Origin of the sequence: Pseudomonas sp. B21-021 (assembly GCF_024749205.1) — a bacterium.
GTDB lineage: Bacteria > Pseudomonadota > Gammaproteobacteria > Pseudomonadales > Pseudomonadaceae > Aquipseudomonas > Aquipseudomonas paraglycinae.
On the sequence record NZ_CP087192.1, the window covers coordinates 275,534 to 296,583 of the forward strand.

18 protein-coding genes are annotated in these 21,050 nt (G+C 61.5%); 4 read left to right on the forward strand and 14 right to left on the reverse strand.

Annotation, left to right across the window (positions count from 1 at the left end; all coding sequences use genetic code 11):
* Positions 1 to 25: 25 nt before the first annotated feature.
* Positions 26 to 655: a bifunctional 2-polyprenyl-6-hydroxyphenol methylase/3-demethylubiquinol 3-O-methyltransferase UbiG gene (locus tag LOY31_RS01190; protein ID WP_085608594.1), complete on the reverse strand. Its 630-nt coding sequence runs from the start codon at positions 653 to 655 to the stop codon at positions 26 to 28.
* Between the two features lie 217 nt (positions 656 to 872).
* On the opposite strand from LOY31_RS01190, the gene LOY31_RS01195 reads away from it, so the two are divergent.
* The gene (locus tag LOY31_RS01195) at positions 873 to 2,276 is read left to right on the forward strand and encodes a hypothetical protein (RefSeq protein WP_258712726.1); all 1,404 of its coding nucleotides are present in this window, start codon (positions 873 to 875) and stop codon (positions 2,274 to 2,276) included.
* 30 nt (positions 2,277 to 2,306) lie between these two features.
* Here the strand turns inward: LOY31_RS01195 and LOY31_RS01200 are convergent, their stop codons facing one another.
* The 11 genes from LOY31_RS01200 to LOY31_RS01250 all read right to left on the reverse strand — a co-directional run bounded on the left by LOY31_RS01200 (position 2,307) and on the right by LOY31_RS01250 (position 13,729).
* Entirely contained in the window at positions 2,307 to 2,951 is a 645-nt protein-coding gene (locus tag LOY31_RS01200; protein WP_007952752.1) for a methionine ABC transporter permease, read from the reverse strand.
* Complete coding sequence (locus tag LOY31_RS01205; RefSeq protein ID WP_258712727.1) at positions 2,941 to 4,065, reverse strand: methionine ABC transporter ATP-binding protein; 1,125 nt, start codon at positions 4,063 to 4,065, stop codon at positions 2,941 to 2,943. The genes LOY31_RS01200 and LOY31_RS01205 overlap by 11 nt, the downstream gene beginning before the upstream one ends.
* A gap of 2 nt (positions 4,066 to 4,067) precedes the next feature.
* Positions 4,068 to 4,877, reverse strand: a complete 810-nt coding sequence (locus tag LOY31_RS01210) for a MetQ/NlpA family ABC transporter substrate-binding protein (protein WP_134825125.1) — start codon at positions 4,875 to 4,877, stop codon at positions 4,068 to 4,070.
* 67 nt (positions 4,878 to 4,944) lie between these two features.
* A complete protein-coding gene (locus LOY31_RS01215; RefSeq protein WP_085608598.1) occupies positions 4,945 to 6,297 on the reverse strand; it encodes an LLM class flavin-dependent oxidoreductase in 1,353 nt (450 codons plus the stop codon).
* Complete coding sequence (locus tag LOY31_RS01220; protein ID WP_221533594.1) at positions 6,297 to 7,490, reverse strand: SfnB family sulfur acquisition oxidoreductase; 1,194 nt, start codon at positions 7,488 to 7,490, stop codon at positions 6,297 to 6,299. The genes LOY31_RS01215 and LOY31_RS01220 overlap by 1 nt, the downstream gene beginning before the upstream one ends.
* 38 nt (positions 7,491 to 7,528) lie before the next feature.
* Positions 7,529 to 8,770: an SfnB family sulfur acquisition oxidoreductase gene (locus LOY31_RS01225; RefSeq protein WP_258712728.1), complete on the reverse strand. Its 1,242-nt coding sequence runs from the start codon at positions 8,768 to 8,770 to the stop codon at positions 7,529 to 7,531.
* 266 nt (positions 8,771 to 9,036) lie between these two features.
* The gene (locus LOY31_RS01230; RefSeq protein WP_221533595.1) at positions 9,037 to 9,801 is read right to left on the reverse strand and encodes a hypothetical protein; all 765 of its coding nucleotides are present in this window, start codon (positions 9,799 to 9,801) and stop codon (positions 9,037 to 9,039) included.
* A 457-nt stretch (positions 9,802 to 10,258) separates the two neighbouring features.
* Positions 10,259 to 11,008: an L-cystine ABC transporter ATP-binding protein TcyN gene (tcyN, locus tag LOY31_RS01235; RefSeq protein WP_064382730.1), complete on the reverse strand. Its 750-nt coding sequence runs from the start codon at positions 11,006 to 11,008 to the stop codon at positions 10,259 to 10,261.
* Between the two features lie 4 nt (positions 11,009 to 11,012).
* A complete protein-coding gene (gene tcyL / locus LOY31_RS01240) occupies positions 11,013 to 11,678 on the reverse strand; it encodes a cystine ABC transporter permease (protein WP_007952735.1) in 666 nt (221 codons plus the stop codon).
* A complete protein-coding gene (gene tcyJ, locus LOY31_RS01245; protein WP_258712729.1) occupies positions 11,678 to 12,478 on the reverse strand; it encodes a cystine ABC transporter substrate-binding protein in 801 nt (266 codons plus the stop codon). Before tcyJ ends, tcyL begins: the two co-directional genes overlap by 1 nt.
* 246 nt (positions 12,479 to 12,724) lie before the next feature.
* Positions 12,725 to 13,729, reverse strand: coding sequence for a D-cysteine desulfhydrase (locus LOY31_RS01250; RefSeq protein ID WP_085608604.1), 1,005 nt, complete (start codon positions 13,727 to 13,729; stop codon positions 12,725 to 12,727).
* 190 nt (positions 13,730 to 13,919) lie between these two features.
* Between LOY31_RS01250 and epsC the strand changes: the two genes are divergently transcribed.
* Both epsC and betT read left to right on the forward strand, forming a co-directional pair.
* Positions 13,920 to 14,846, forward strand: coding sequence for a serine O-acetyltransferase EpsC (gene epsC / locus LOY31_RS01255; protein ID WP_007952730.1), 927 nt, complete (start codon positions 13,920 to 13,922; stop codon positions 14,844 to 14,846).
* Between the two features lie 288 nt (positions 14,847 to 15,134).
* Positions 15,135 to 17,096, forward strand: a complete 1,962-nt coding sequence (gene betT, locus LOY31_RS01260) for a choline transporter BetT (protein WP_164872166.1) — start codon at positions 15,135 to 15,137, stop codon at positions 17,094 to 17,096.
* Between the two features lie 24 nt (positions 17,097 to 17,120).
* Here betT and LOY31_RS01265 read toward each other — a convergent pair whose 3' ends face one another.
* Positions 17,121 to 17,381 (reverse strand): hypothetical protein, encoded by a 261-nt coding sequence (locus LOY31_RS01265; protein WP_007952727.1) that lies wholly within the window; start codon positions 17,379 to 17,381, stop codon positions 17,121 to 17,123.
* A gap of 199 nt (positions 17,382 to 17,580) precedes the next feature.
* On the reverse strand, positions 17,581 to 18,618 hold the full coding sequence (locus LOY31_RS01270; protein ID WP_258712730.1) for a LacI family DNA-binding transcriptional regulator: 1,038 nt from the start codon (positions 18,616 to 18,618) through the stop codon (positions 17,581 to 17,583).
* A 206-nt stretch (positions 18,619 to 18,824) separates the two neighbouring features.
* On the opposite strand from LOY31_RS01270, the gene LOY31_RS01275 reads away from it, so the two are divergent.
* The gene (locus LOY31_RS01275; RefSeq protein ID WP_258712731.1) at positions 18,825 to 21,050 is read left to right on the forward strand and encodes a TonB-dependent receptor; all 2,226 of its coding nucleotides are present in this window, start codon (positions 18,825 to 18,827) and stop codon (positions 21,048 to 21,050) included.

The following is a 21,050-nucleotide window of genomic DNA, read 5'->3' on the forward strand; positions in this document are numbered from 1 at the left end:
GCGAGCGCTTTGCGCTCATCGCCAACTACACGATTTTGCGCCAGACACTCGCCAGCCAGGGCTGCTGCTCACGCGGCAGCCCCGCCGGCCGGTAGTAATGTTCCAGCTCGACGAACCCGGCAGCGGTCAACAACCCGCGCCACGCTTCAAGATCGTGATACGAGCCATAACGCGGCCCGTTCCAGCCTTCACGGTTATCCCCACGCGGATTGGAGCTGAACAGCACGCCGCCCGGTTTCAATGTCCCGTGCAACTGCTTCAAGACCCGGGGCAACTCCTGCAACGGCACATGAAACAGCACCGCATTGGCGAAGATCCCGTCGAAGCGTTCTGCCGGCAGATCCAGCTTCAGAAAGTCCTGGCACCACACTTCACAGCCACTGTCTTCCCGCGCCATCTGCGCGAATTTTTCCGCGCCGTCGAGGCCGACGGCGACGTGTCCCATCCGGGTGAATGTCTGCAAGTCCCGACCCGGTCCGCAGCCGAAATCGAGAATGGAAAACGGCGCCTCAGCCTGGATGTGCCGCAGCAGGGCGTCGATGTTCTGGCTGACATCGTGATCGCGGGTGCCTTCACGAAAATCCTCGGCCACCGAGTTGTAATGGCCGAGGGTGGTGGCGGTGATCTGTTCGAGGTCGGTAGAGGTCTGCTTCATGGTCGTCATGGGCTGAAAGGAAGATCGGCAGACTATAAGCGCTTTCGCGGTTCAGAGGATCCAGATCCGGACAAAGCACAAAACGCCGGCTCAAGTGCAATACATATTTACCGCACCTGACCGTTCCCGATCGGTTGCAATAGCGCCCACGCGATAGACGACTAGCGCGATGTCTGCCCGATTTTTTCAGGGAGATTTACTCAACAAGGATTTTTTCATGGGCAATACTCGCAAAACCTCCACCGCGTCCTCCAGCCACTGCCTGGCAGACGCCATTGCACTGCGTAAAAGATCCGGTGCTGACTTTCCCGAGTACGAACCTGCGCACAAGAGTTTTCGGGACATGGATCAAATGGATGTGGAGGCTTTTCGCCAACCGGATATGCCAGACGCCGCAGTTATTGTTTCATCCCTGCCGACCGCCGAGGTCCTGTCGGGTCGTTTCGGGGGCAGGGCGCTTGCGGACTATCGCCTGAAAGCGCCGGCCACCCTGCCTGCGCCTGATGCACTGGGGTTGAGGGTTATCAAGGGACGCACGTTCGTCGATGTCGCCCCCGGCGAGATTGTCCAGGTTCGGCAAACCGCAGCAGGCGGTGAATATCGCGCGACCTTGATGTCCGAGTGGACGGCTTCGGGACCGGTCCTGTTCTTCGATCCGCACAGCAAGAAATGGTCGCCGGAACGGGCTCGGTCATCCGGCGACGCAGGCAATGTCATCGATATCGACATCGATGAGCTCATCCGCAATATCAGGAAAGATTCGGAAAAGCACAGTCGGGTTCACACCGGTATTGATGACGCGATCGAGCACGAGACTGCAAAGGAAGCCACGCTGATTGCACGGGGGCTGAAGCAGTTTCCACCGGAGCAGGCCGCATTGATTCGCACAGAGTTGCGAGTGGTCGAAAGCGTTTTCGCTGATGCCGTTCACGCCATTGGCTTGAAATACGACGGTGCCAGCGCGGTTTACGAAAGTTTTTTTGGCGCAGGGCACCAGGCCGTGGCGCAGCAGTTCTCTGACTCGGTGGCGCGAGGTCTTGCGCTTTCCAGGGAGTACCAAGGGACTTGGGGCGAGGAAAAATTCTTCGCAGTGGAAACTGAAAACAACAGCGCCGCCTGGATGTACAAGAAGGATTTCCATGGCCGCTTCTTCCTCAACCGCAAGTACATGCAGCAAGAGATTCTAGGCATGTCCCTGGGCCATGAAATGCTGCACACCAACCGCATCGACCGCTTCAGGACCATCGGTCCCAACGCCGCGGATTTCTTCTATCTGGGTGACAGCCAGCGTGGTTTGCTGAGTCTGGAGCCGCTGACCGTCTACGACATTCCGGAGCGCAGTGTTTCCGAAGTGATCATGCGCGGTGGATTGACAGTCGAGTACGTGAACGCTTTTACGGACGATCACGACAACCTGCTGTTCGGGATCAGTGATTATCTGGGGGGCGGCGACGATCTGGATCTTCAGACGGCGGTCGGCCTGTTCAATGCAAATCCGGCGCTGCGCGCGCATTTGGCCGCGAACAACGCCGACAGCATTGTTTACGCGGCAAAAAGCATGCAGGCGCTGCATCGAAGCAAAACGGAATACGCGTGGCTCGACAGCCTGATCGATGATTGATGCCGGGGAGGGCAGCGCTCATCGATTTTTCTAGCGCTTGTTCAGCCCTCGCGCCAGGCGATCGCCGCCCAGTTGAATCAGCGCCACCAGCGCCACCAGCAGCACGATCACGGTCAGCATGATCTGGCTGTCGAAGCGCTGATAGCCGTAGCGATAGGCGATGTCGCCCAGGCCACCGGCGCCAATCGCTCCGGCCATGGCCGAGGAGTTGATCATCGTCACCAGGGTGATGGTGAAACCGCCGACGATCCCCGGCAGCGCCTCGGGCAACAGCACATGCCAGACGATGTGCCAGCGCCGGCAGCCCATGGCTTGCGCAGCTTCGATCAGGCCATAGTCGACTTCACGCAGGCTCACTTCGGCGATCCGCGCAAAGAACGGTGTGGCCGCGATGGTCAACGGCACGACGGCTGCCCAGACGCCGTAGGTGGTGCCGACGATCAGCCGGGTGAACGGAATCAGCGCGACCATCAGAATCAGAAAAGGAATCGAGCGAAACAGGTTCACGAACGCACCCAACGCGCGATTGAGCACCGGCGCTTCGTAGATCCCGCCCTTGTCGCTGGTGACCAGAATCACTGCCATCGGGATACCCGCCAGCAGTGCGATCAGCGACGAAACGCCGACCATCAGAAACGTGTCGATAAAACCCTGCAGCAAGCGATCAAACCACATAACCCAGCACCTCCGTGCGTTGTGCCCACTGGCTGGCACGCTGACGCAATTCCTCGGCGTTCAGCTTTGATCCCGCCACTGCCAGCAGCAATTGCCCGAGCGCGTGGCCCTGAATCCGTTCCACGCCGCCTTGAAGCAATTTCACCCGGCCACCGAGCGCGGCGAACAGCGCGGCCAGATCCGGCTCATCCTGCTGGCTGCCGGTGAACTGCAAACGCAGCACAACTGAAGCATCGGACGACGACGGCTGCGCCTGCAAACGGCCCTGCAATTCTTCGGGCAAGGCGTGCTGCAACGGTGCGAGCAAAGTCTGGCTGACCTCGTGCTGCGGGTTGCCGAACACTTCCCAGACCGGGCCTTGTTCGACGATGCGGCCATGTTCCAGCACGACGACGCGGTCGCAGATTTCCCGGATCACCGCCATCTCGTGAGTGATCAGCACGATGGTCAGGCCCAGGCGTTTGTTGATCTCGCGCAGCAGCCCAAGGATCGACTGGGTGGTTTCCGGATCGAGGGCCGAAGTAGCTTCGTCACACAACAGAATGTCCGGGTCGTGTACCAGCGCGCGGGCGATGCCGACACGCTGTTTCTGCCCGCCGGACAGCTGCGCCGGATACGCCTTGTGCTTGGCTTGCAGGCCCACCAGTTCCAGCAGTTCGCGAACCTTTTTCTCCCGTTGCTCTTTCGGGACACCGGCGACTTTCAGTGGCAGTTCGACGTTCTGCCACACCGTTTTCGCCGACATCAGGTTGAAGTGCTGGAAGATCATGCCGATCCGCCGGCGCAGGGCGACCAGGCGATCCTCGTCGTATTCGCCGATGTCCACCTGATCGATCAGCACCCGGCCCGAGGTCGGTTGTTCGAGGCGGTTGATGGTGCGGATCAGCGACGACTTGCCGGCGCCACTGCGGCCGATGATGCCGAACACTTCACCGCGCTGGATCGCCAGGTCGATGCCTTGCAGGGCGGCGACCGGACCTTGTTTGCCGACGTAGGTTTTGCCGAGCCCGACGAAGCGCACATGGGCGCGGTTCAGTTCTGGATGCAGTTCGGTGCGCTGTGCCAGCGCGGGTGGCTCTGGAAGATCCAGTCGCCGTTGAATGGCTGCCGTCATCCTCAGCTTTCCCAGCCGGCCTGGTACAGCTTGCCGTGGGCCTTATCCAGTGCGGCGCGAACGGCCGGCGAATGCTGGTAGATGTCGACGAACTTGATCAGGCGCGGGTCGGTTTTGCTCTTCGGCTGGATCACGAACTGAATCACGTATTCCTTGTGGTCGAGGCCGTCGAACAGCAGCGCGGAGCCCGCATCGAACGTCTTCGCCAGACGGATGTAGGCCGGGTAGCCCTGGACCAGATCGGCGTCATCGTAGGCGCGCACCAATTGCACGGCTTCGACTTGCAGGATCTTGATCTTCTTCGGGTTGGCGATGATGTCGTCTTCGGTAGCCTTGTAGCCGACGCCCGGTTTGAGGGTGATCAGACCGGCCTTGGCCAGCAGTTGCAGACCGCGACCGCTGTTGATCGGGTCGTTGGCAATGGCGACGCTGGCGCCTTCCGGCAGCTCGTCGAAGCTTTTGTATTTCTTCGAGTACAGGCCGACGTTGTTGATGATCCCCGGGGCGAACGGCACCAGGTCGAAACCGGAGGCGGCCTTGGCGTTTTCCAGGAACGGGATGTGCTGGAAGTAGTTCACGTCGATGTCGCCGGCGGCGAGACTGACGTTCGGCGCGATCCAGTCGGTGAACTCCACCAGCTCGACTTTCAGGCCTTGTTTGGAGGCTTCCTCGACGGCCGCTTCCAGCGGAATCGCGAACGCGGCGGTGGTACCGATTTTCAACGGGGCATCGGCGGCGAACACCGCCGAGCTGAACAGGCCGAAGGCCAGGGCCAGTGCTTTGACTGGGTGGGACAGGAGCTTCTTGGTCATGGTGGTTTTCCAGTCAGTGAAATTAGCCTGATTCCCACGCAGAGCGTGGGAACGATCAGTGCCGGGGTTAGTGTCGGTAGTGGGCGCCGGTGTGTTGCTGCGGCAAATGCGCTTCGCCGTGAAACAGTTTTTCCCGCAGGCTGCCGGTGTCGTACGCGGTCTTGTACGAGCCGCGCCGTTGCAGTTCCGGAATCACCAGATCGATGAAATCCACATAGCTTTCCGGGGTGACGATGCGGGTCAGGTTGAAGCCGTCGAGGCCGGTTTCGGCGATCCACGATTCCAGTTCATCCGCCACTTGCTGCGGCGAGCCGACCACGGTGATGTAGCGCCCGCCGAGGGCGTGCTGGTCGAGCAACTTGCGCCGGGTCCAGTCGTTGTTCTGCAGGTTCTTGGTGGCGGACTGGATCGCGTTGCTCTTGACGTACTGGATCGGTTCGTCGATTTCGTACTGGGAAAAATCGATCCCGGTGGACGCCGAAAAATGCGCCACGCCCGCTTCGGCGCTGGCGTAGCTCAGGTATTCGGCGTGCTTGGCCCAGGCCGCGTCTTCGGTCTCGCCGACGATCACGTTCAGGCCCATGAACACCTTGATGTCCTCGGGATTGCGACCCGCTTCGACGGCGCTGGCGCGGACCTTGTCCACCTGCACCTTGGTCGACGGCTTGTTCTGGCCGCTGATGAACACGCACTCGGCATGCCGCCCGGCGAACAGCAGACCGCGATCCGAACTGCCGGCCTGGAACAGCACCGGCGTGCGCTGCGGTGACGGTTCGCACAGGTGATAACCCTCGACCTGATAGAACTCGCCCTTGTGTTCGACCTTGTGTACCTTGTCCGGCTGCGCGTAGATCCGCTGCTGTGGATCGTTGAGCACCGCGCCGTTTTCCCAGCTGCCTTCCCAGAGTTTGTAGAGCACTTCGAGGTATTCGTCGGCCTGGTCGTAACGCCGGTCGTGCTCGACCTGTTCACTCAGGCCCATGGCCTTGGCGGCGCTGTCCAGATAACCGGTGACGATGTTCCAGCCCACCCGTCCACGGCTCAGATGATCGAGGGTCGACATGCGTCGGGCGAACAGATACGGCGGCTCGTAGGTGAGGTTGGCGGTCAGGCCGAATCCGAGGTTTTTGGTCACCGCGGACATCGCCGATACCAGCAGCAGCGGATCGTTGACCGGCAGCTGGATCGACTCTTTCAGGGTGACGTCCACCGAGTTCTGATAGACGTCGTACACGCCGACGATGTCAGCGATGAACAGCCCGTCGAACAGCCCGCGCTCCAGCAGTTGCGCCAGTTCGGTCCAGTACTCGATGGTCTTGTACCGGGTCGAGGTGTCGCGGGGATGCGTCCACAACCCGTGGTTGATGTGGCCGATGCAATTCATGTTGAACGCATTGAGCAGGATCTTTTTCTTGCTCATCAGATGGTCCCCCGCAGCGGAGGGTTTTCATCGTTGAGGTAGTAATTGCCCACCGCGTGATACTTCCAGCGCACCGGGTCGTGCAGGGTGTGCACCCGGGCGTTGCGCCAGTGGCGGTCGAGGCCGTGCTCGATCAGGGTGGCCTGGCTGCCGGCGAGTTCGAACAGGGTGCTGCCCGCGGCCAGGGAGATTTCGGTGCTGATCGCCCGTGCTTCGGCGACGGCAATCGAGGCCGCTGCAACCGTCTCGGCGTTGGTCTCGGCCTGGGCCGCGTCGAGGAATTCGCCGGCGCGTTCGAGCAGCGCTTCGGTGGCGTGCAGGCGAATGCTCAAGTGGCCGAAACTCTTGAGGGTCAGCGGGTCTTCGGTGGCCTTGTCGTTACCCGAATCGATCCATGGCCGGGTCTTGCTGCGCACGAAGTGCAGCGCATCTTCGTAAGCGGCGCGGGCGATGCCGGTGTCGATGGCGGCGTGAAGGATCTGCGCCAGCGGGCCGACCGGGGTCGGGCGTTCGAAGGCGCTCTGGAAAGGGATGACATCTTCGGCGGCGACGTACACGTCTTCGAACACCACCGAGCCGCTGCCGGTGGTGCGCTGGCCGAAGCCGCTCCAGTCGTCGATCACGGTCAGGCCTTTGCTGTCGCGCGGGACGAAGGCCAGTTGTTGCACGCCGTTTTCATCGACTACCGACGTTGGAATGCGTTGGGCGTAAATGGCGCCGGTTGCGTAGAACTTGCGACCGTTGATGCGATAACCGCTGCCGTCGCGTTTCAGGCTGGTAACACGGTCATGGGCAGTCTTGGTGCCCAGTTCTGCCAGGGCATTGCCGAAGCGCTGGCCGGCGAGAACTTCGGCGTACAGCCGTTGTTTCTGCTCGTGGCTGCCGTTCACCCGAAGCACTTCGAGGGCATAGAAATGGTTCTGTGGAATCTGCCCCAGCGAGCCATCGGCCCGGGCGATCAGGGCGATGACTTTGGCCAGGGTCACATTGGACACGCCAGCGCCGCCGTATTCCTTGGGCACGCTGATGCCCCACAGGCCGGAGCGGGAAAACACGTCGAGTTCCGGCAGCGGCAGGCGGCGTTCGCGGTCGCGCAGGTTGCTGTCGCGCTGGAAGTCTTCGGCCAGGTCGCTGGCGACGATCAGGGCTTGCTCGTCGCTGGTGATGACCGCGACGGGATGGGAAAAAGTCATGTGTTTCTCCAGAGATCTGGTCAAAAGTGTTCTGGTCGTCAGATCCAGGAATGGCGAGCCGGCAACTTGCCGTTGAGGCGATAGGCGCCGACCGCGTGATACTTCCAGCGCACCGGGTCGTGCAGGGTGTGCACCCGGGCGTTGCGCCAGTGACGGTCGAGGTTGAATTCGGCGAGGGTGGCGCGGCTGCCGGCCAGTTCGAAAAGCTTTTCGCTGGCCAGCAGCGAGATCTCGGTGGTCAGCACCTTGGCTTCGGCCACGGCAATCGACGCGCGGGCGGCGGACTCGGCGGTCAGCGGTGCGGCATGCACCTGATCCAGCACTTGCCCGGCCTTGCGCAGCAGCGCTTCGGAAGCGTGCAGTTCGATTTTCAGTTTGCCGATGTCGGCGATCACGTAGAGATCGTCGCTGGCGCGTTCGACGTTGGCGTCGACCCACGGCCGGGCGCGGGTCTTGACGAATTCGATGGCGTCATCGATCGCGCCACGGGCGATGCCGGCGTCGATTGCAGCCTGAATCAGCTGCGACACCGCGCCTTGGGTATTGGGCTTTTCGTTGATCTTCCAGTTGTCCACCACGAGGCCGGCATCGACCCGTACGTTGTTCAACAGGATCGTGCCGCTGGCGGTGGTGCGCTGGCCGAAACCCGACCAGTCATCGACGATGCGCAATCCCGGTGTGCCGCGACGGACGAAAGCCAGGACTTGCTTGCCGTCATCGTTGAGCGCCTTGACCGCCACCCAGTGGGCGAACAGTGCGCCGGTGGAGTAGAACTTCTGGCCGTTGATCACGTAGTCATCGCCGTCGGCGGTGATGCGTGCTTTCAGTTCCAGGGTATCCTTGGTGCCGCGCTCAGGCCCGGCGTTTCCGATGCGCCAGCCTTCCAGAACGCTCTGCAACAGCAGTTTTTTCTGCTGTTCGGTGGCGCTGCCGAGGATCAGGTTGATGATGCCGAACTGGTTCTGCGGGATCTGTCCCAGTGCCGGGTCGGCCGCGGAAATGATCGCGAACACCTCGGCCAGAGTGACAAAGGAAACCTGCGGCCCACCGTACTCGCGCGGAATCGCGATGCTGCCGAGGCCGCTGCGGGTGAACTGTTCGATTTCCGACCACGGCAGCTTGCGCTGACGGTCACGTTTGGCGGCCTGCACGCGGGCGACTTGCGCCAGCTCATGGGCGGCCTTGATGGCTTGAGCGTCGTTGCGCAGCACTTGCGCGGGCAACAACAACGGGGCGATGTCCAGGTCACTCTGGACGTTTGCGTCTGCCAGACTGGACATCAGTGCCGCTCCTTGGCTGCACGCAATGCCCTGGCGATCTGCACTGGGGTGATTGTGTTCCGGACCATGCTACCTACCTCACATCTCATGAAAAACGCCGCAAAAGTGCGGCGAACGAAAGAATGTCCGGTGGTCCGGTTCATATACCCTAAGCGCGTATAAAATTTAAATAAACTAACTTTTAGGAATATGTATAGAAGGGGGCGTGGTCCGTCTGGTTAAGCGTGCGGTGGCGAAGGAATTCGTCCCTCGCCGACCGTCGATGCTCATTTTTTTCGCGGCTCTGCTGCCTTCAGCGTTTCCTTGAGCGGCACCTTGAGGTAGGGGTTCACGCAACCGATCTTCAGCGTTCGCGGCGGCGCCCAGCGCGAGTTGTTGCCGACCCGGTCGAGGATGCAGTAGGTCACGTCCAGCCGCAGGTCCTCGCCGGCCTCGGTGATGATCGCCGGCGGCACCCAGACCTGAATCGGCTTGCCGATATCGGCCGGGGTGATGCGCGCCAAGTCCATCCGCACATCGCCCCAGCGCAGGGTGATGGCGTCGCCTTCGGCCATGTTCAGATAGGGCTCGATGGTCAGCGGCACACCGCGTCTGATCTGGTTCGCGTTGACCCCCTGACGGCGAATGGTTTCGGGCAGCGTGACGGGTGCCAGTTGCTGGTTTTCGTCGCCACACAGCGCTGGAGGCTGTCCGCCGGGGCAGTCGAGTTTGACCGTGACCTGCGCGGCTGCCGATAGCGATGGCCCGTGACCCACCCGCATGACCCGATAGTGGATGCGTGACGAGCCGCTGGCGATGAAGCTTTCCGGCACTCGCAGGCTGACTGGGGTTGCGACGTCCTGTGCTGTCAGCACGTGAGAGGCGACGTAGCAGTTGTCCCAAAACAGTTCGATCAGATCGCCGGTGTCCATGTCCTGATAAGGGGGCACATCGACCAGCAGATGGGCCGCTGCCGCAAGGTTGATGCCGTTGTTTTGGAATGGCGCCAGGCTCGGCGCGGCCAGTTCGGGGATGTGCGAAGTGCGGGTCATGAAGTCCTCTCCTTGAAGCCTTGCAGCGAAATCCGTTTCTGAAAGTTCAAATGGCGTGAATTGCCCGGTAATAAAAACAGGGTCGTTCGGCCATTCGTTATCGGGTCTAGGTAATGTTGTGGGGGCGCGATGAGTGACTAGATAAAAGTTCGCTGAATGGCGTGTCAACGGAGAGGATTAGTTAATTGAAGAATTACGGATTTATCAGAAGCTTCCTACGCGGATAAGGCACTCTACCTATTCTGCATAGCGAATCGGGCCACAGCTTTTGCCGGATTTTATTGTTCTGTCGTCGGTCGGTTTGTACAGCTGGAAATTTGCAGGGCGCGAACTTTAATCGCGGCGAGACTGTTGCAGGACATATATATGTAATGCAGTCGCTGGATTAAGTTTTTTATTGGGGGGGTGTAAGCGAAACTTCCATCCATGGAAGTTTTTATTCGAGAAACTTAACGGATCAGCCGTTGTTTCTGAACTTGCTGAGGAACTGTCGAGTGCGTTCTTCTTTCGGATTGGCAAACAACGCTTTCGCTTCACCTTGTTCGACGATCACGCCCTTGTCGAAAAACACCACGCGGTTGGCCACGTCACGGGCGAACGCCATTTCGTGGGTGACGATCACCATGGTGCGTTTCTCTTCGGCGAGGCCGCGGATGGTCGCCAGCACTTCACCTACCAGCTCCGGATCGAGGGCCGAGGTTGGTTCGTCGAACAGGATCACTTCCGGCTCCATCGCCAGCGCCCGGGCAATCGCCACGCGCTGTTGCTGGCCACCGGACAGACGCCGTGGGTAGGCGTCTTCCTTGCCCGCCAGGCCAACCTTGGCCAGCAGCTTCTTGCCCAGGGCAATGGCTGCATCGCGGGGCGTCTTCTTGACCACGATCGGGCCTTCGATGACGTTTTCCAGGGCGGTGCGGTGCGGGAACAGGTTGAAGTTCTGGAACACGAAGCCCACATGCTGGCGCAGGTTGCGCACCAGGCTCTGCTGCTGGTTCAGCGGGCGGCTGGTATCGATTTCGATCTCGCCGACCTTGATCCGGCCGCTGGTGGGTTCCTCGAGGAAGTTCAGGCAACGCAGGAACGTGGTCTTGCCCGAGCCGCTGGGACCGATGATTGCCACGACCTCGCCTTCCTTCACCTCCAGATCAATGCCGTTGAGCACGACTTGACCCTTGAACTGCTTTGTCAGTTTTTCCACGACAATCATGGGGTCAGGACTCCTGGTCGTGCCGATTGACCCGCTCTTCCAACTTGTTCTGGAAGTGCGACAGCACCGTGGCCAGAATCCAGTAGATCAGCGCGGCGGCAAGATACATGGTGAAGACTTCGAAAGTCCGGGCGGTAATCAGCTGCGCCTGACGGAACAGCTCCGGCACCTGGATGGTGGCGGCCAGTGCGGTGTCCTTGACCAGCGAAATGAAGCTGTTGCCCAGCGGCGGCAACGCCGTGCGCATCGCCTGCGGCAGGATGGCCCGGCGCAGGGTCTGCGCGCGGGTCATGCCGATGCTCGCAGCGGCTTCCCACTGGCCGCGTTCAATCGAGCCGATCGCGGACCGCAGGATTTCACAGGCGTAGGCGGCCATGTTCAGCGAGAAGCCGATCAGCGCCGCCGGCAGCGGGTCGAGTTCCATGCCCAATTGCGGCAAGCCGTAATAGATCACGAACAGTTGCACCAGCAACGGCGTGCCGCGAAAGAACGACACGTAGATGCGGGCCAGCCAACTGACCGACTTGAAACGCGACAGGCGCATCAACGCCAGGCCAAAGCCCAGCAGCAGGCCGAAAAACATGCCGCCGAGGCTGAGGATTACCGTGTAGTACGCGCCCTTCAACAGGAAGGGCGCGGAGTCCAGTGCGAGTTGGAAAGCTTCTTCCATTATTGGGTGACGTCAGCGTTGAAGTATTTCGTGGACAGCTTCTCAAGGGTGCCGTCGGCACGCAGTTCGTCGAGGGCCTTGTTCACGGCGGCCAGCAGTTCAGGCTCGCCTTTGCGCAGGGCAACACCGGCTTCCTGACGCGAGAAGGCTTCACCGGCAGCGACGGTTTTCGGCGCTTTCTTGGCGTATTCCAGCGCAGCCAGACGGTCGATCAGGATCGCGTCGGTACGGCCGTTGTTCAGGTCGGCGAACTTGGTCGGATCATCGTCGTAGGTGCGAACGTCGGCACCCGGCACGTTGGCGCGGACCCATTGTTCGTAGTTGGTGCCCAGACCCACGCCGACTTTCTTGCCGGACAGGTCAGCGGCGGACTTGATGTTCAGCGCGGTTGCCTTGTCTTTCAGCACCAGCGCCTGAATCCCGGAAACGGTGTACGGCTCGGAGAAGTCATACTTCTTCTTGCGCTCTTCGGAGATGGTCACTTGGTTAACCACGACGTCCAGACGCTTGGATTCGAGGGCTGCGAGAATGCCGTCCCACTTGGTCGGCTGAATCTTGGCCTTCACGCCCAGCTTCTTGGCCAGGGCTTCGGACAGCTCGACTTCGAACCCCGACAGCTTGCCGTCGGCATCGACGAAGCTGAACGGTGGGTAAGTGCCTTCCAGGCCGACGTTGATAACGCCTTTGTCCTTGATCTGTTGCAGTTGCTCACCGGCAACCGCCTGCCCCAGCAGACCGGCGCTCAGTGCCAGGCCCAGCGAACCTACCAGCAGATTTCGACGTAGTGCGGAAAGAATCATGACAAGCCCCTGTGTTTTCTTATGGAAGACGCTTAAGGAAAGTTGGCGAATCCGGGAATTGGACGACAGCGCTATCCTGCCTTAAAGCAGCTTATGCGTCTCTCGCGAAATTCGCCTGCGGCGAGACTATATGATGGTTCTTTTAGAATGGAAAATAATGAATTTTCCGTTTGTTATTCTTTTAATGAATATGTAGCCAAGCTGACGCTGAGCGTTCCCACGTCGGGCGCGGGAACGCGCTCAGGCCTACAGAAAGTCCTTGTACGCGAACAACGCCGGGGCGCCGCCGGTGTGCAGGAAGATGATCGGGCCGTCGTCGAAACGTCCGCGACCGATGCCGTCGAGCAGCCCGGCCATGGCCTTGCCGGTGTAGACCGGATCGAGCAGCACGGCATCCTGACTCGCCAGCAGCTTCACCGCCGCCAGGGTTCCGGCGTTCGGCTCGCCGTAGCGCGGGCCGAAGTATTCGTCCCACAACTCGACCTTGAAGCTGTCCGGCAGCGCCACACCCAGAAGGTCGGCGGTGCGTTCGGCCAGGCCCTGGACTTTCGGGCGCTGATCTTCTTCGCTGCGCGAAACCGTCACGCCGATCACCGGCAGTTGCGGCAGGGCTTCGCTCAAGGCCAGCGCCAGACCGCTGTGAGTGCCGGCGCTGCCCGAGGCCAGAACCACGGCGGAAAATTGCAGGCCGGTGTCCTTGATCTGCTCCGCCAGCTCCAGGCCGGCGCGCACGTAACCCAGCGCGCCGAGGGCGTTGGAGCCACCGATCGGCACCAGATACGGCTTCTTGCCGTTGCTGCGCAGGCGCACGGCGAGGGCGGCCAGTTGTTCGTCGGCGTTGTCGAGGTTGTCGACCAGCTCGACCTTGGTGTCGAACAGGTCCAGCAGCAGGCGGTTGCCGTTGCCGGTGTAGTTGCTGTCGTCGGTGCCCAGCGGATTTTCCAGCAGGGCCACGCAGCCCAGACCCAGTTTCGCGGCCAGCGCGGCGGTCTGGCGAACATGGTTCGATTGCAGTGCACCAGCTGTGATCAGCGTATCGGCGCCTTGGGTGAGGGCATCGGCGGCGAGGTATTCGAGCTTGCGCAGCTTGTTGCCGCCCATGGCCAGAGGCGTCAGGTCATCGCGCTTGATGTAGACATCGCGGCCGAGCCAGGTGGACAGGCGCTCGAGTTTTTCCAGTGGGGTCGGTTGGCCGAGCAGGTCGAGGCGGTTAAAGCGATCCAGCTGTTGTTTGATCGGTTGTGTGGACATGGTTCCGTACTGATGCAAGGAGATGTCAGGACTATAGGCACGCCGATTTACCGGGGCAACCGCCAATCGCTTATAGCCAAATGTGCTTAGCCCAGCACTATCGGTTCTTAATTCGCCCCGGTGGGGTTGCCGTAAAGTAGGCGCCGTTGACGCGGCCAGACAGTCCGGCCGCCCGTGAGGAGTCTTTACCGTGAGCGAGCGTTCCAGCCATTGGCAATTGCAGACCATCGTCAGCCAGCTGCGTACCGCGCGGGATCAGTGGCGTGCGCAAAATGGCCGTGCTTCCGGCGAGCAGGGCGGGCGCGAGTTGCCGTCCCGTGATGCGATGGCGCAAATCCTTGAAGCCCTGTGCGGCGCACTGTTTCCGATGCGGCTGGGGCCGGTGGATCTGCGTGAGGAAAGCGAGGATTTCTACGTCGGCCATACCCTCGACGTTGCCTTGAATGCATTGCTGGCTCAGGCACGACTCGAACTGCGTTACGTCGCCCGTCACAGCGCCCAGGCTGACACTGAAGTCGAGGCGCAGGCGATCAGGATCATCCAGGATTTCGCCCTCGCGCTGCCGGGCCTGCGCAGCCTGCTCGATACCGATGTGCTGGCCGCGTATCACGGCGATCCGGCGGCGCGCAGCGTTGATGAAGTGCTGCTGTGTTATCCGGGGATTCTGGCGGTGATTCACCATCGTCTGGCTCACCATTTGTATCGCGCAGGTCTGCCGCTGCTGGCGCGGATCAGTTCGGAAATCGCCCACTCGGCGACCGGCATCGATATTCACCCGGGCGCGCAGATCGGCCGCAGCTTCTTCATCGACCACGGGACGGGTGTGGTGATCGGCGAGACCGCGATCATCGGCGAGCGCGTCAGGATCTATCAGGCGGTGACCCTCGGCGCCAAACGCTTCCCGGCGGACGAGGACGGCCAGTTGCAGAAGGGCCATCCACGCCATCCGATTGTCGAGGACGACGTGGTGATTTACGCCGGGGCGACGATTCTCGGGCGGATCACCATCGGCAAAGGCTCGACCATCGGCGGCAACGTGTGGCTGACCCGCAGCGTACCGGCCGGGTGCAACCTGACCCAGGCCAACCTGCAGCATGATGACGGGACGCAGAAGTAATTTTTCTATCCGATCGTTCCCGCGCAACGCGGGAACGATCGCTCTCACTAAAGCGTCATACCCCTCCTTGAGCTAGCGTACGAAAAGTACCGCTGAGCCCTGCGATTAGTCCTGAGCGTACTATCCATGTTTAACTTGAACGTTCATTCAAGTTAAACCGGCGGTTCGCTGCCCGCTCACAACAGGAGGCTTGCCTTTGCTGAGTCCGATCATTTCAGCCATTTTCCAATCTCTTGAGGTGCACCGTTCATGAGTGCATCGTCCACCCCCGCCAGCGGTCTGGTGCGCATGAATCCGCCGGTGTTCTGGTTCGCCGCGACGGTGATCCTGCTGTTCGGCCTGACAGTCATCGCCATGCCGGAACAGGCCGGCGCCTGGCTTCTCGAAGCGCAAAACTGGGCGGCCAACACGGTCGGCTGGTACTACATGCTCGCGATGACTCTGTATCTGGTCTTCGTGGTGGTCACCGCGTTATCGGGCTACGGCAAGATCAAACTCGGTGCCGACCACGACGAACCCGAATTCAGTTACCTGTCCTGGGCCGGCATGCTGTTCGCCGCCGGGATCAGCATCACGCTGTTTTTCTTCTGCGTGTCCGAGCCGCTGACCCACATGCTCCAGCCGCCGCAAGGCGAGGCCGGCACCGCGGAGGCGGCGCGTCAGGCGATGCAGATTCTGTTCCTGCACTGGGGCCTGCACGGCTGGGGCGTGTTCGCCTTCGTCGGGATGGCGCTGGCGTATTTCGCCTACCGGCATAACCTGCCGCTGGCCCTGCGTTCGGCGCTGTATCCGCTGATCGGCAAGCGCATCAACGGCCCCATCGGCTACGCGGTGGACGGCTTCGGCATCATCGCCACGGTGTTCGGCCTCGGTGCGGACATGGGCTTCGGCGTGCTCCATCTCAACTCCGGTCTGGACTACCTGTTCGGTATCGCCCACACCCAGTGGATTCAGGTCGGCCTGATCACGCTGATGATGGGCGCGGCGATCATCGTCGCCGTCTCCGGTGTGGATAAAGGCGTGCGGGTCATGTCCGACATCAACATGCTGCTGGCCTGTGCGCTGCTGTTGTTCGTGTTGTTCGCCGGCCCCACCCAGCATTTGCTCAACACCCTGATCCAGAATCTGGGCGACTACCTCGGCGCGTTGCCGATGAAGAGTTTCGACCTCTACGCCTACGACAAACCGAGCGACTGGCTCGGCGGCTGGACAGTCTTTTACTGGGCCTGGTGGATCGCGTGGTCGCCGTTCGTGGGCCTGTTCATCGCACGGATTTCCCGTGGCCGGACCATTCGCGAATTCGTCTTCGGCGTGCTGCTGATTCCGCTCGGTTTCACCCTGGCGTGGATGTCGATCTTCGGCAACAGCGCCATCGACCAGGTGCTCAATCACGGTATGTCGGCGCTGGGCATGTCGGCCCTCGACAACCCGTCGATGACCCTCTACCTGCTGCTGGAAACCTATCCGTGGAGCAAGACCGTCATCGCGGTGACGGTGTTCATCAGCTTCGTGTTCTTCGTCACCTCCGCCGACTCCGGCACCGTGGTGCTCTCGACCCTGTCGGCCAAGGGCGGCAACCCGGATGAAGACGGGCCGAAATGGCTGCGGGTGTTCTGGGGCGCGATGACCGCGCTGATCACCAGTGCGCTGCTGTTCTCCGGCAGCATCGATGCGCTGAAGTCGGCGGTGGTGCTGACCTCGCTGCCGTTCTCGCTGATTCTGCTGCTGATGATGTGGGGCCTGCACAAGGCGTTCTACCTGGAGTCGCAGAAGCAGATCGCGCAACTGCATTCGCTGGCGCCGGTCTCCGGCTCACGGCGTGGCAAGGGCGGCTGGCGTCAGCGTCTGAGCCAGGCCGTGCACTTCCCGTCGCGCGACGAGGTGTACCGCTTCATGGACACCACGGTGAAACCGGCCATCGAAGAAGTGACGGCCGTATTCGCCGAGAAAGGCCTGAACGTGGTCACCCAGCCGGATCCGGCGCACGACAGCGTCAGTCTGGAAATCGGTCACGGCGAGCAGCACCCGTTCATCTACCAGGTGCAGATGCGCGGCTACTTCACGCCGTCGTTCGCCCGCGGAGGCATGGGCTCCAAGCAGCTCAACAATCGCCGCTACTACCGCGCCGAAGTGCACTTGAGCGAGGGCAGTCAGGACTACGATCTGGTCGGCTACACCAAAGAGCAGATCATCAACGACATCCTCGACCAGTACGAACGGCACATGCAGTTCCTGCATCTGGTGCGTTGATCGGGGCAGGGCGCCGGGACGCTTTCAGGTCTCGGCGCTCAGCACCATGAACAACACCATCGCCGCCAGCGGCACGCCATACACGGCGCTGCCAATCGCAATCTCCGACCCCAGCGGCTGCCCGGCGTGCACCACGCCGACTGCACCATTGATCACCGTCAACGCCAGCCACAACGCCGCGAAACCATAGGCCAGCGTCTGCCGACTGAAGCCGATGCGCTCGCCGATGTAAAACATCAGCGCCAGCAGGATCAGGCCGAAGAAAATGATGATTGCGGTGTGCATGGGGAGGCCTGCGGCATAGTCGGTGTTTGGTCGGGCGCCTTCGCGGGCAAGTCGAATCGTCGCACCGCCGCTCCCACAAGGGTTCTGTGTCCTCCACAGATTCTGTACGCAACACAGAACCTGTGGGAGCGGGCTTGCCCGCGAAGGCGCCACCTCGGTTTCATTTAGAGCATAGCCAAACCCGCCCACGCCATATTCGTCAGGTACTTTCCCGCTCAATAACCGTGCACTGCAGCAAGTTCAGCCGCTGCACCTCATCGCTCGGCAACACGCCCAGACTTTCCAGCACCCGGGTTGCCGCCAGCACGCCGATCTCCAGCGCCGGCGGTTTGATCGTGCTCAGGCTCGGCAGCAGCATTTCGGCGAACGGGTAGTCGCCGAAGCCGAGGACGGCGCAGTCCTCGGGGATCTTGAGGCCGGCGCGTTGTCCGGCGAGCAGGCCGCCGGCGGCGAGGTTGTCGTTGGCGAAGATGATCGCGTCCGGGCGTGGTGAGGCGTTCATCATCGCTTCCATCGCTTGTTTGCCGGCCTCGAACGGGGCGCGATCGGCGTCGGGTGCGAATACCCACGGTTCCAGTCCTAGCTCACGCACGGTCGCCGCATAACCGTCCCGGCGCTCCAGTGCGCTGAAGTCGCCGGGTGCGCTGTTCTGCACGAACGCGATGCGTCGATAGCCTTTGCCGTGCAGATAACGAGCGGCGCTGACACCCACTTCAAAGTGCGAAAAGCCGATCTGCATCGGCTCGCGATCCGGTTGGTAATCCCAGGTTTCGATCACCGGGATATCCGCCTCGGCGAGCATCTTTTCCGTGCCCGCGCTATGGAAATGACTGGTGACCACCAGCGCTGCAGGCGACCAGCCGAGGAACGCCCGCACGGCGTTTTCTTCCTGTTCTGTGCTGAAGTAACTCGAGGCCAGCAACAGCTGATAACCGTGACGGCTGAGGGTGTCGCTGAAACCCTGAATGGTGTTGGCGAAGATCGGCCCGGAGATGTTCGGGATCACCATGCCGACGATTTTCCCCCGCGCCGAGGCGAGCCCGCCGGCCACTAGATTCGGCACGTAACCCAGTTCGGCGACCACGGCCGCGATCCGTTCGCGGCGTTCGGGCGAGACCTGTTCCGGCTGGTTGAAGTAGCGCGACACGGTAATCGCCGAAACACCGGCCTGGCGCGCTACCGCGTTGAGGGTCACGCGGCCGGCACCACGGCGTTTGCGGGGCTTTTCTTCGCTCAAGGCTCGATCCTTCTTAAAAACCAAAACGCATATAAAAGTAATTTTTCAGTATTGGACGGTCTATGTCCGACTTGCCAATACTGGCGATGTTAGCGCTAACAAGGCGCGTTGTCTGCTACTCGCTCGAGCGAATGCCCAAGACACCGAGACAGGCGCTGTCGTCGCAGAACGGCAGCGGTTCAGGGCAACTTTTCGAGCGGGCAAACATGCACAACATTCCTGGGGCGACACACAAACTGGCGCAATCGATCCGCGCTGCGGGCTGGCTACTCACCGGGCTGGCCGCGCTGCCGCTGCCGGCCGCGTTCGCCGCCGACAGCTCCGATCAGGAGCCGACACTCAAGTCCGTCACGGTCACTGCCACCCGCCGCGAAGAGTCGCTGCAAAAGGTGCCGGTGGCGGTGTCGGTGATCGACGGTGAGCAGCTGGAGCGCGACAACCGCAACAGCGTGGCGAGCATCGTCCAGCAAGTGCCGTCGCTGAATTTCCGCACTGGCGCGTCGAACAAGGACACCTCGCTATTCGTGCGTGGCGTGGGGACTATTTCCACCTCGCCGGGCGTCGAGCCGACCGTGGCCACGGTAATCGATGGCGTGGTCTACGCCCGTCCCGGCCAGTCCACTCTCGATCTGCTGGATCTGGAACGCGTCGAAGTCTTGCGCGGCCCGCAAGGCACGCTGTTCGGCAAGAACGCCTCGGCCGGCGTGCTGAACATCACCAGCAAGGCGCCGACCGCCGAGACCCACGGCTACATTGATCAGTCGTACTACAGCGGTAACGAAAGCCGCACCCGTTTCGGCATCGGCGGCAGCCTGATTCCGGACACGCTCAAGGGCTCGATCAGCACCTTGTTCGGCACTTACGACGGCAACGTCGACAACAAGCACAACGGTCAGGAGGTCAACGGTTACAACCATCGCGGCGTGCGCGGCAAACTGGAATTCACCCCGAACGACGACATCACCTTCACCCTGATCGCCGACTACATGCAGTCCCATGATGACGGCCCCAACGGCGTCGTGACCAAGGCGCTGACCCCGGCCTTCGCCAATGCGCTGAGCCCGGTCGGCGCGACCAGCCACAACCGCGACATCAACACCGACACCCGCACCCACGTCGAAGACACCAACAAGGGCCTGTCCGGCCAGCTCGACTGGCAACTGGGCGATTACACCCTGACCTCGATCACCGCGTGGCGCGGCTGGGACAACACCCAGTATCAGGACGGCGACCGCCTCGGCACGGTGACGGCTGCGTTCCCCGGTACGGCGGACAAGGGCGATCTGGCCTTCGACCAGTACTCGCAGGAACTGCGTCTGGCGTCGCCGAAAGGCGAGTTCCTCGAATACGTCGGCGGCCTGTTCTACATGCACGGCAAGGACGAGGAAACCTATCAACGCACCCTGACCACCACCACGCGCACTGATCGCGGCGTCGCCGATTACAGCACCACCAGCGACAGCTACGCGGTGTTTGGCGAAAGCACGTTGAATTTCACCTCGGACTTCCGTGGCATCGCCGGCCTGCGCTACACCCACGACGATCTGGAATACGATCACCGTCGCGTCTCCACCTCCGCCACCACCGTCAGCGGCATTCAGCCAGCCACCCGCAGCTCCGGTTCGGTGGACGAGGATGGCTGGTCCGGCCGCCTCGGTTTGCAGTACGACCTGAGCGATACCGTCACCACTTATCTGACCTACTCGCGTGGCTACAAAGGCCCGGCCTACAACGTGTTCTTCAACATGCAGCCACGCGATACCGAAGCGCTGAAACCGGAGACTTCCAACACCTGGGAGGCGGGGATCAAAGCCTCAAGCTGGAACAATCGCCTGACCACCAACCTCGCGGTTTTCTACAGCGACTACGACAACTATCAGGCGAACTTTTTCGACACCGTCGCCGGGCAAGTCGTAACGCGCCTGATCAACGCCGGCAGCGTCAGCACCGAGGGTGTGGAACTTGATTTCGCCCTGCAGGCGACCCAGCAACTGAAATTCTCGGGTGCGCTGGCCTACACCCGCGCCCGCATCGACGAGTTCGCCTGCCCGGCAGGCGCGGCGGCGTCGTGCAACGTCAACGGTAAACCGCTGCCGTTCAGCCCGGACTGGAAAAGCTACGTGCGGGCCGACTACACCATCCCGCTGGATAACGGCCTGGATATCGAACTCGGCACCGATTACAGCTGGCAGAGCGAAGTGCAGTACGACATCAGCCAGAACGCCGACACCAAACAGGGCGCCTACGGCCTCTGGAATGCCAGCGTAGCCCTGGCCGATTACACCAATGGCTGGCGCGTGGCATTGCTGGGCAAGAACCTCACCGACAAGTCGTATTCGCCGTTGCTCGCCAGCGGCGGCAACTACATCTACCGCGCCGTACCCCGCGATGACGAGCGCTACTTCGGCGTGCAACTGCGCAAGGATTTCTGA

Bases quoted from the DNA above. Each gene is read 5' to 3' on its own strand.
- LOY31_RS01190 (WP_085608594.1), bottom strand. From the start codon at position 655: ATGAAGCAGACCTCTACCGACCTCGAACAGATCACCGCCACCACCCTC.
- LOY31_RS01195 (WP_258712726.1), top strand. From the start codon at position 873: ATGGGCAATACTCGCAAAACCTCCACCGCGTCCTCCAGCCACTGCCTG.
- LOY31_RS01200 (WP_007952752.1), bottom strand. From the start codon at position 2,951: ATGTGGTTTGATCGCTTGCTGCAGGGTTTTATCGACACGTTTCTGATG.
- LOY31_RS01205 (WP_258712727.1), bottom strand. From the start codon at position 4,065: ATGACGGCAGCCATTCAACGGCGACTGGATCTTCCAGAGCCACCCGCG.
- LOY31_RS01210 (WP_134825125.1), bottom strand. From the start codon at position 4,877: ATGACCAAGAAGCTCCTGTCCCACCCAGTCAAAGCACTGGCCCTGGCC.
- LOY31_RS01215 (WP_085608598.1), bottom strand. From the start codon at position 6,297: ATGAGCAAGAAAAAGATCCTGCTCAATGCGTTCAACATGAATTGCATC.
- LOY31_RS01220 (WP_221533594.1), bottom strand. From the start codon at position 7,490: ATGACTTTTTCCCATCCCGTCGCGGTCATCACCAGCGACGAGCAAGCC.
- LOY31_RS01225 (WP_258712728.1), bottom strand. From the start codon at position 8,770: ATGTCCAGTCTGGCAGACGCAAACGTCCAGAGTGACCTGGACATCGCC.
- LOY31_RS01230 (WP_221533595.1), bottom strand. From the start codon at position 9,801: ATGACCCGCACTTCGCACATCCCCGAACTGGCCGCGCCGAGCCTGGCG.
- tcyN (WP_064382730.1), bottom strand. From the start codon at position 11,008: ATGATTGTCGTGGAAAAACTGACAAAGCAGTTCAAGGGTCAAGTCGTG.
- tcyL (WP_007952735.1), bottom strand. From the start codon at position 11,678: ATGGAAGAAGCTTTCCAACTCGCACTGGACTCCGCGCCCTTCCTGTTG.
- tcyJ (WP_258712729.1), bottom strand. From the start codon at position 12,478: ATGATTCTTTCCGCACTACGTCGAAATCTGCTGGTAGGTTCGCTGGGC.
- LOY31_RS01250 (WP_085608604.1), bottom strand. From the start codon at position 13,729: ATGTCCACACAACCGATCAAACAACAGCTGGATCGCTTTAACCGCCTC.
- betT (WP_164872166.1), top strand. From the start codon at position 15,135: ATGAATCCGCCGGTGTTCTGGTTCGCCGCGACGGTGATCCTGCTGTTC.
- LOY31_RS01265 (WP_007952727.1), bottom strand. From the start codon at position 17,381: ATGCACACCGCAATCATCATTTTCTTCGGCCTGATCCTGCTGGCGCTG.
- LOY31_RS01275 (WP_258712731.1), top strand. From the start codon at position 18,825: ATGCACAACATTCCTGGGGCGACACACAAACTGGCGCAATCGATCCGC.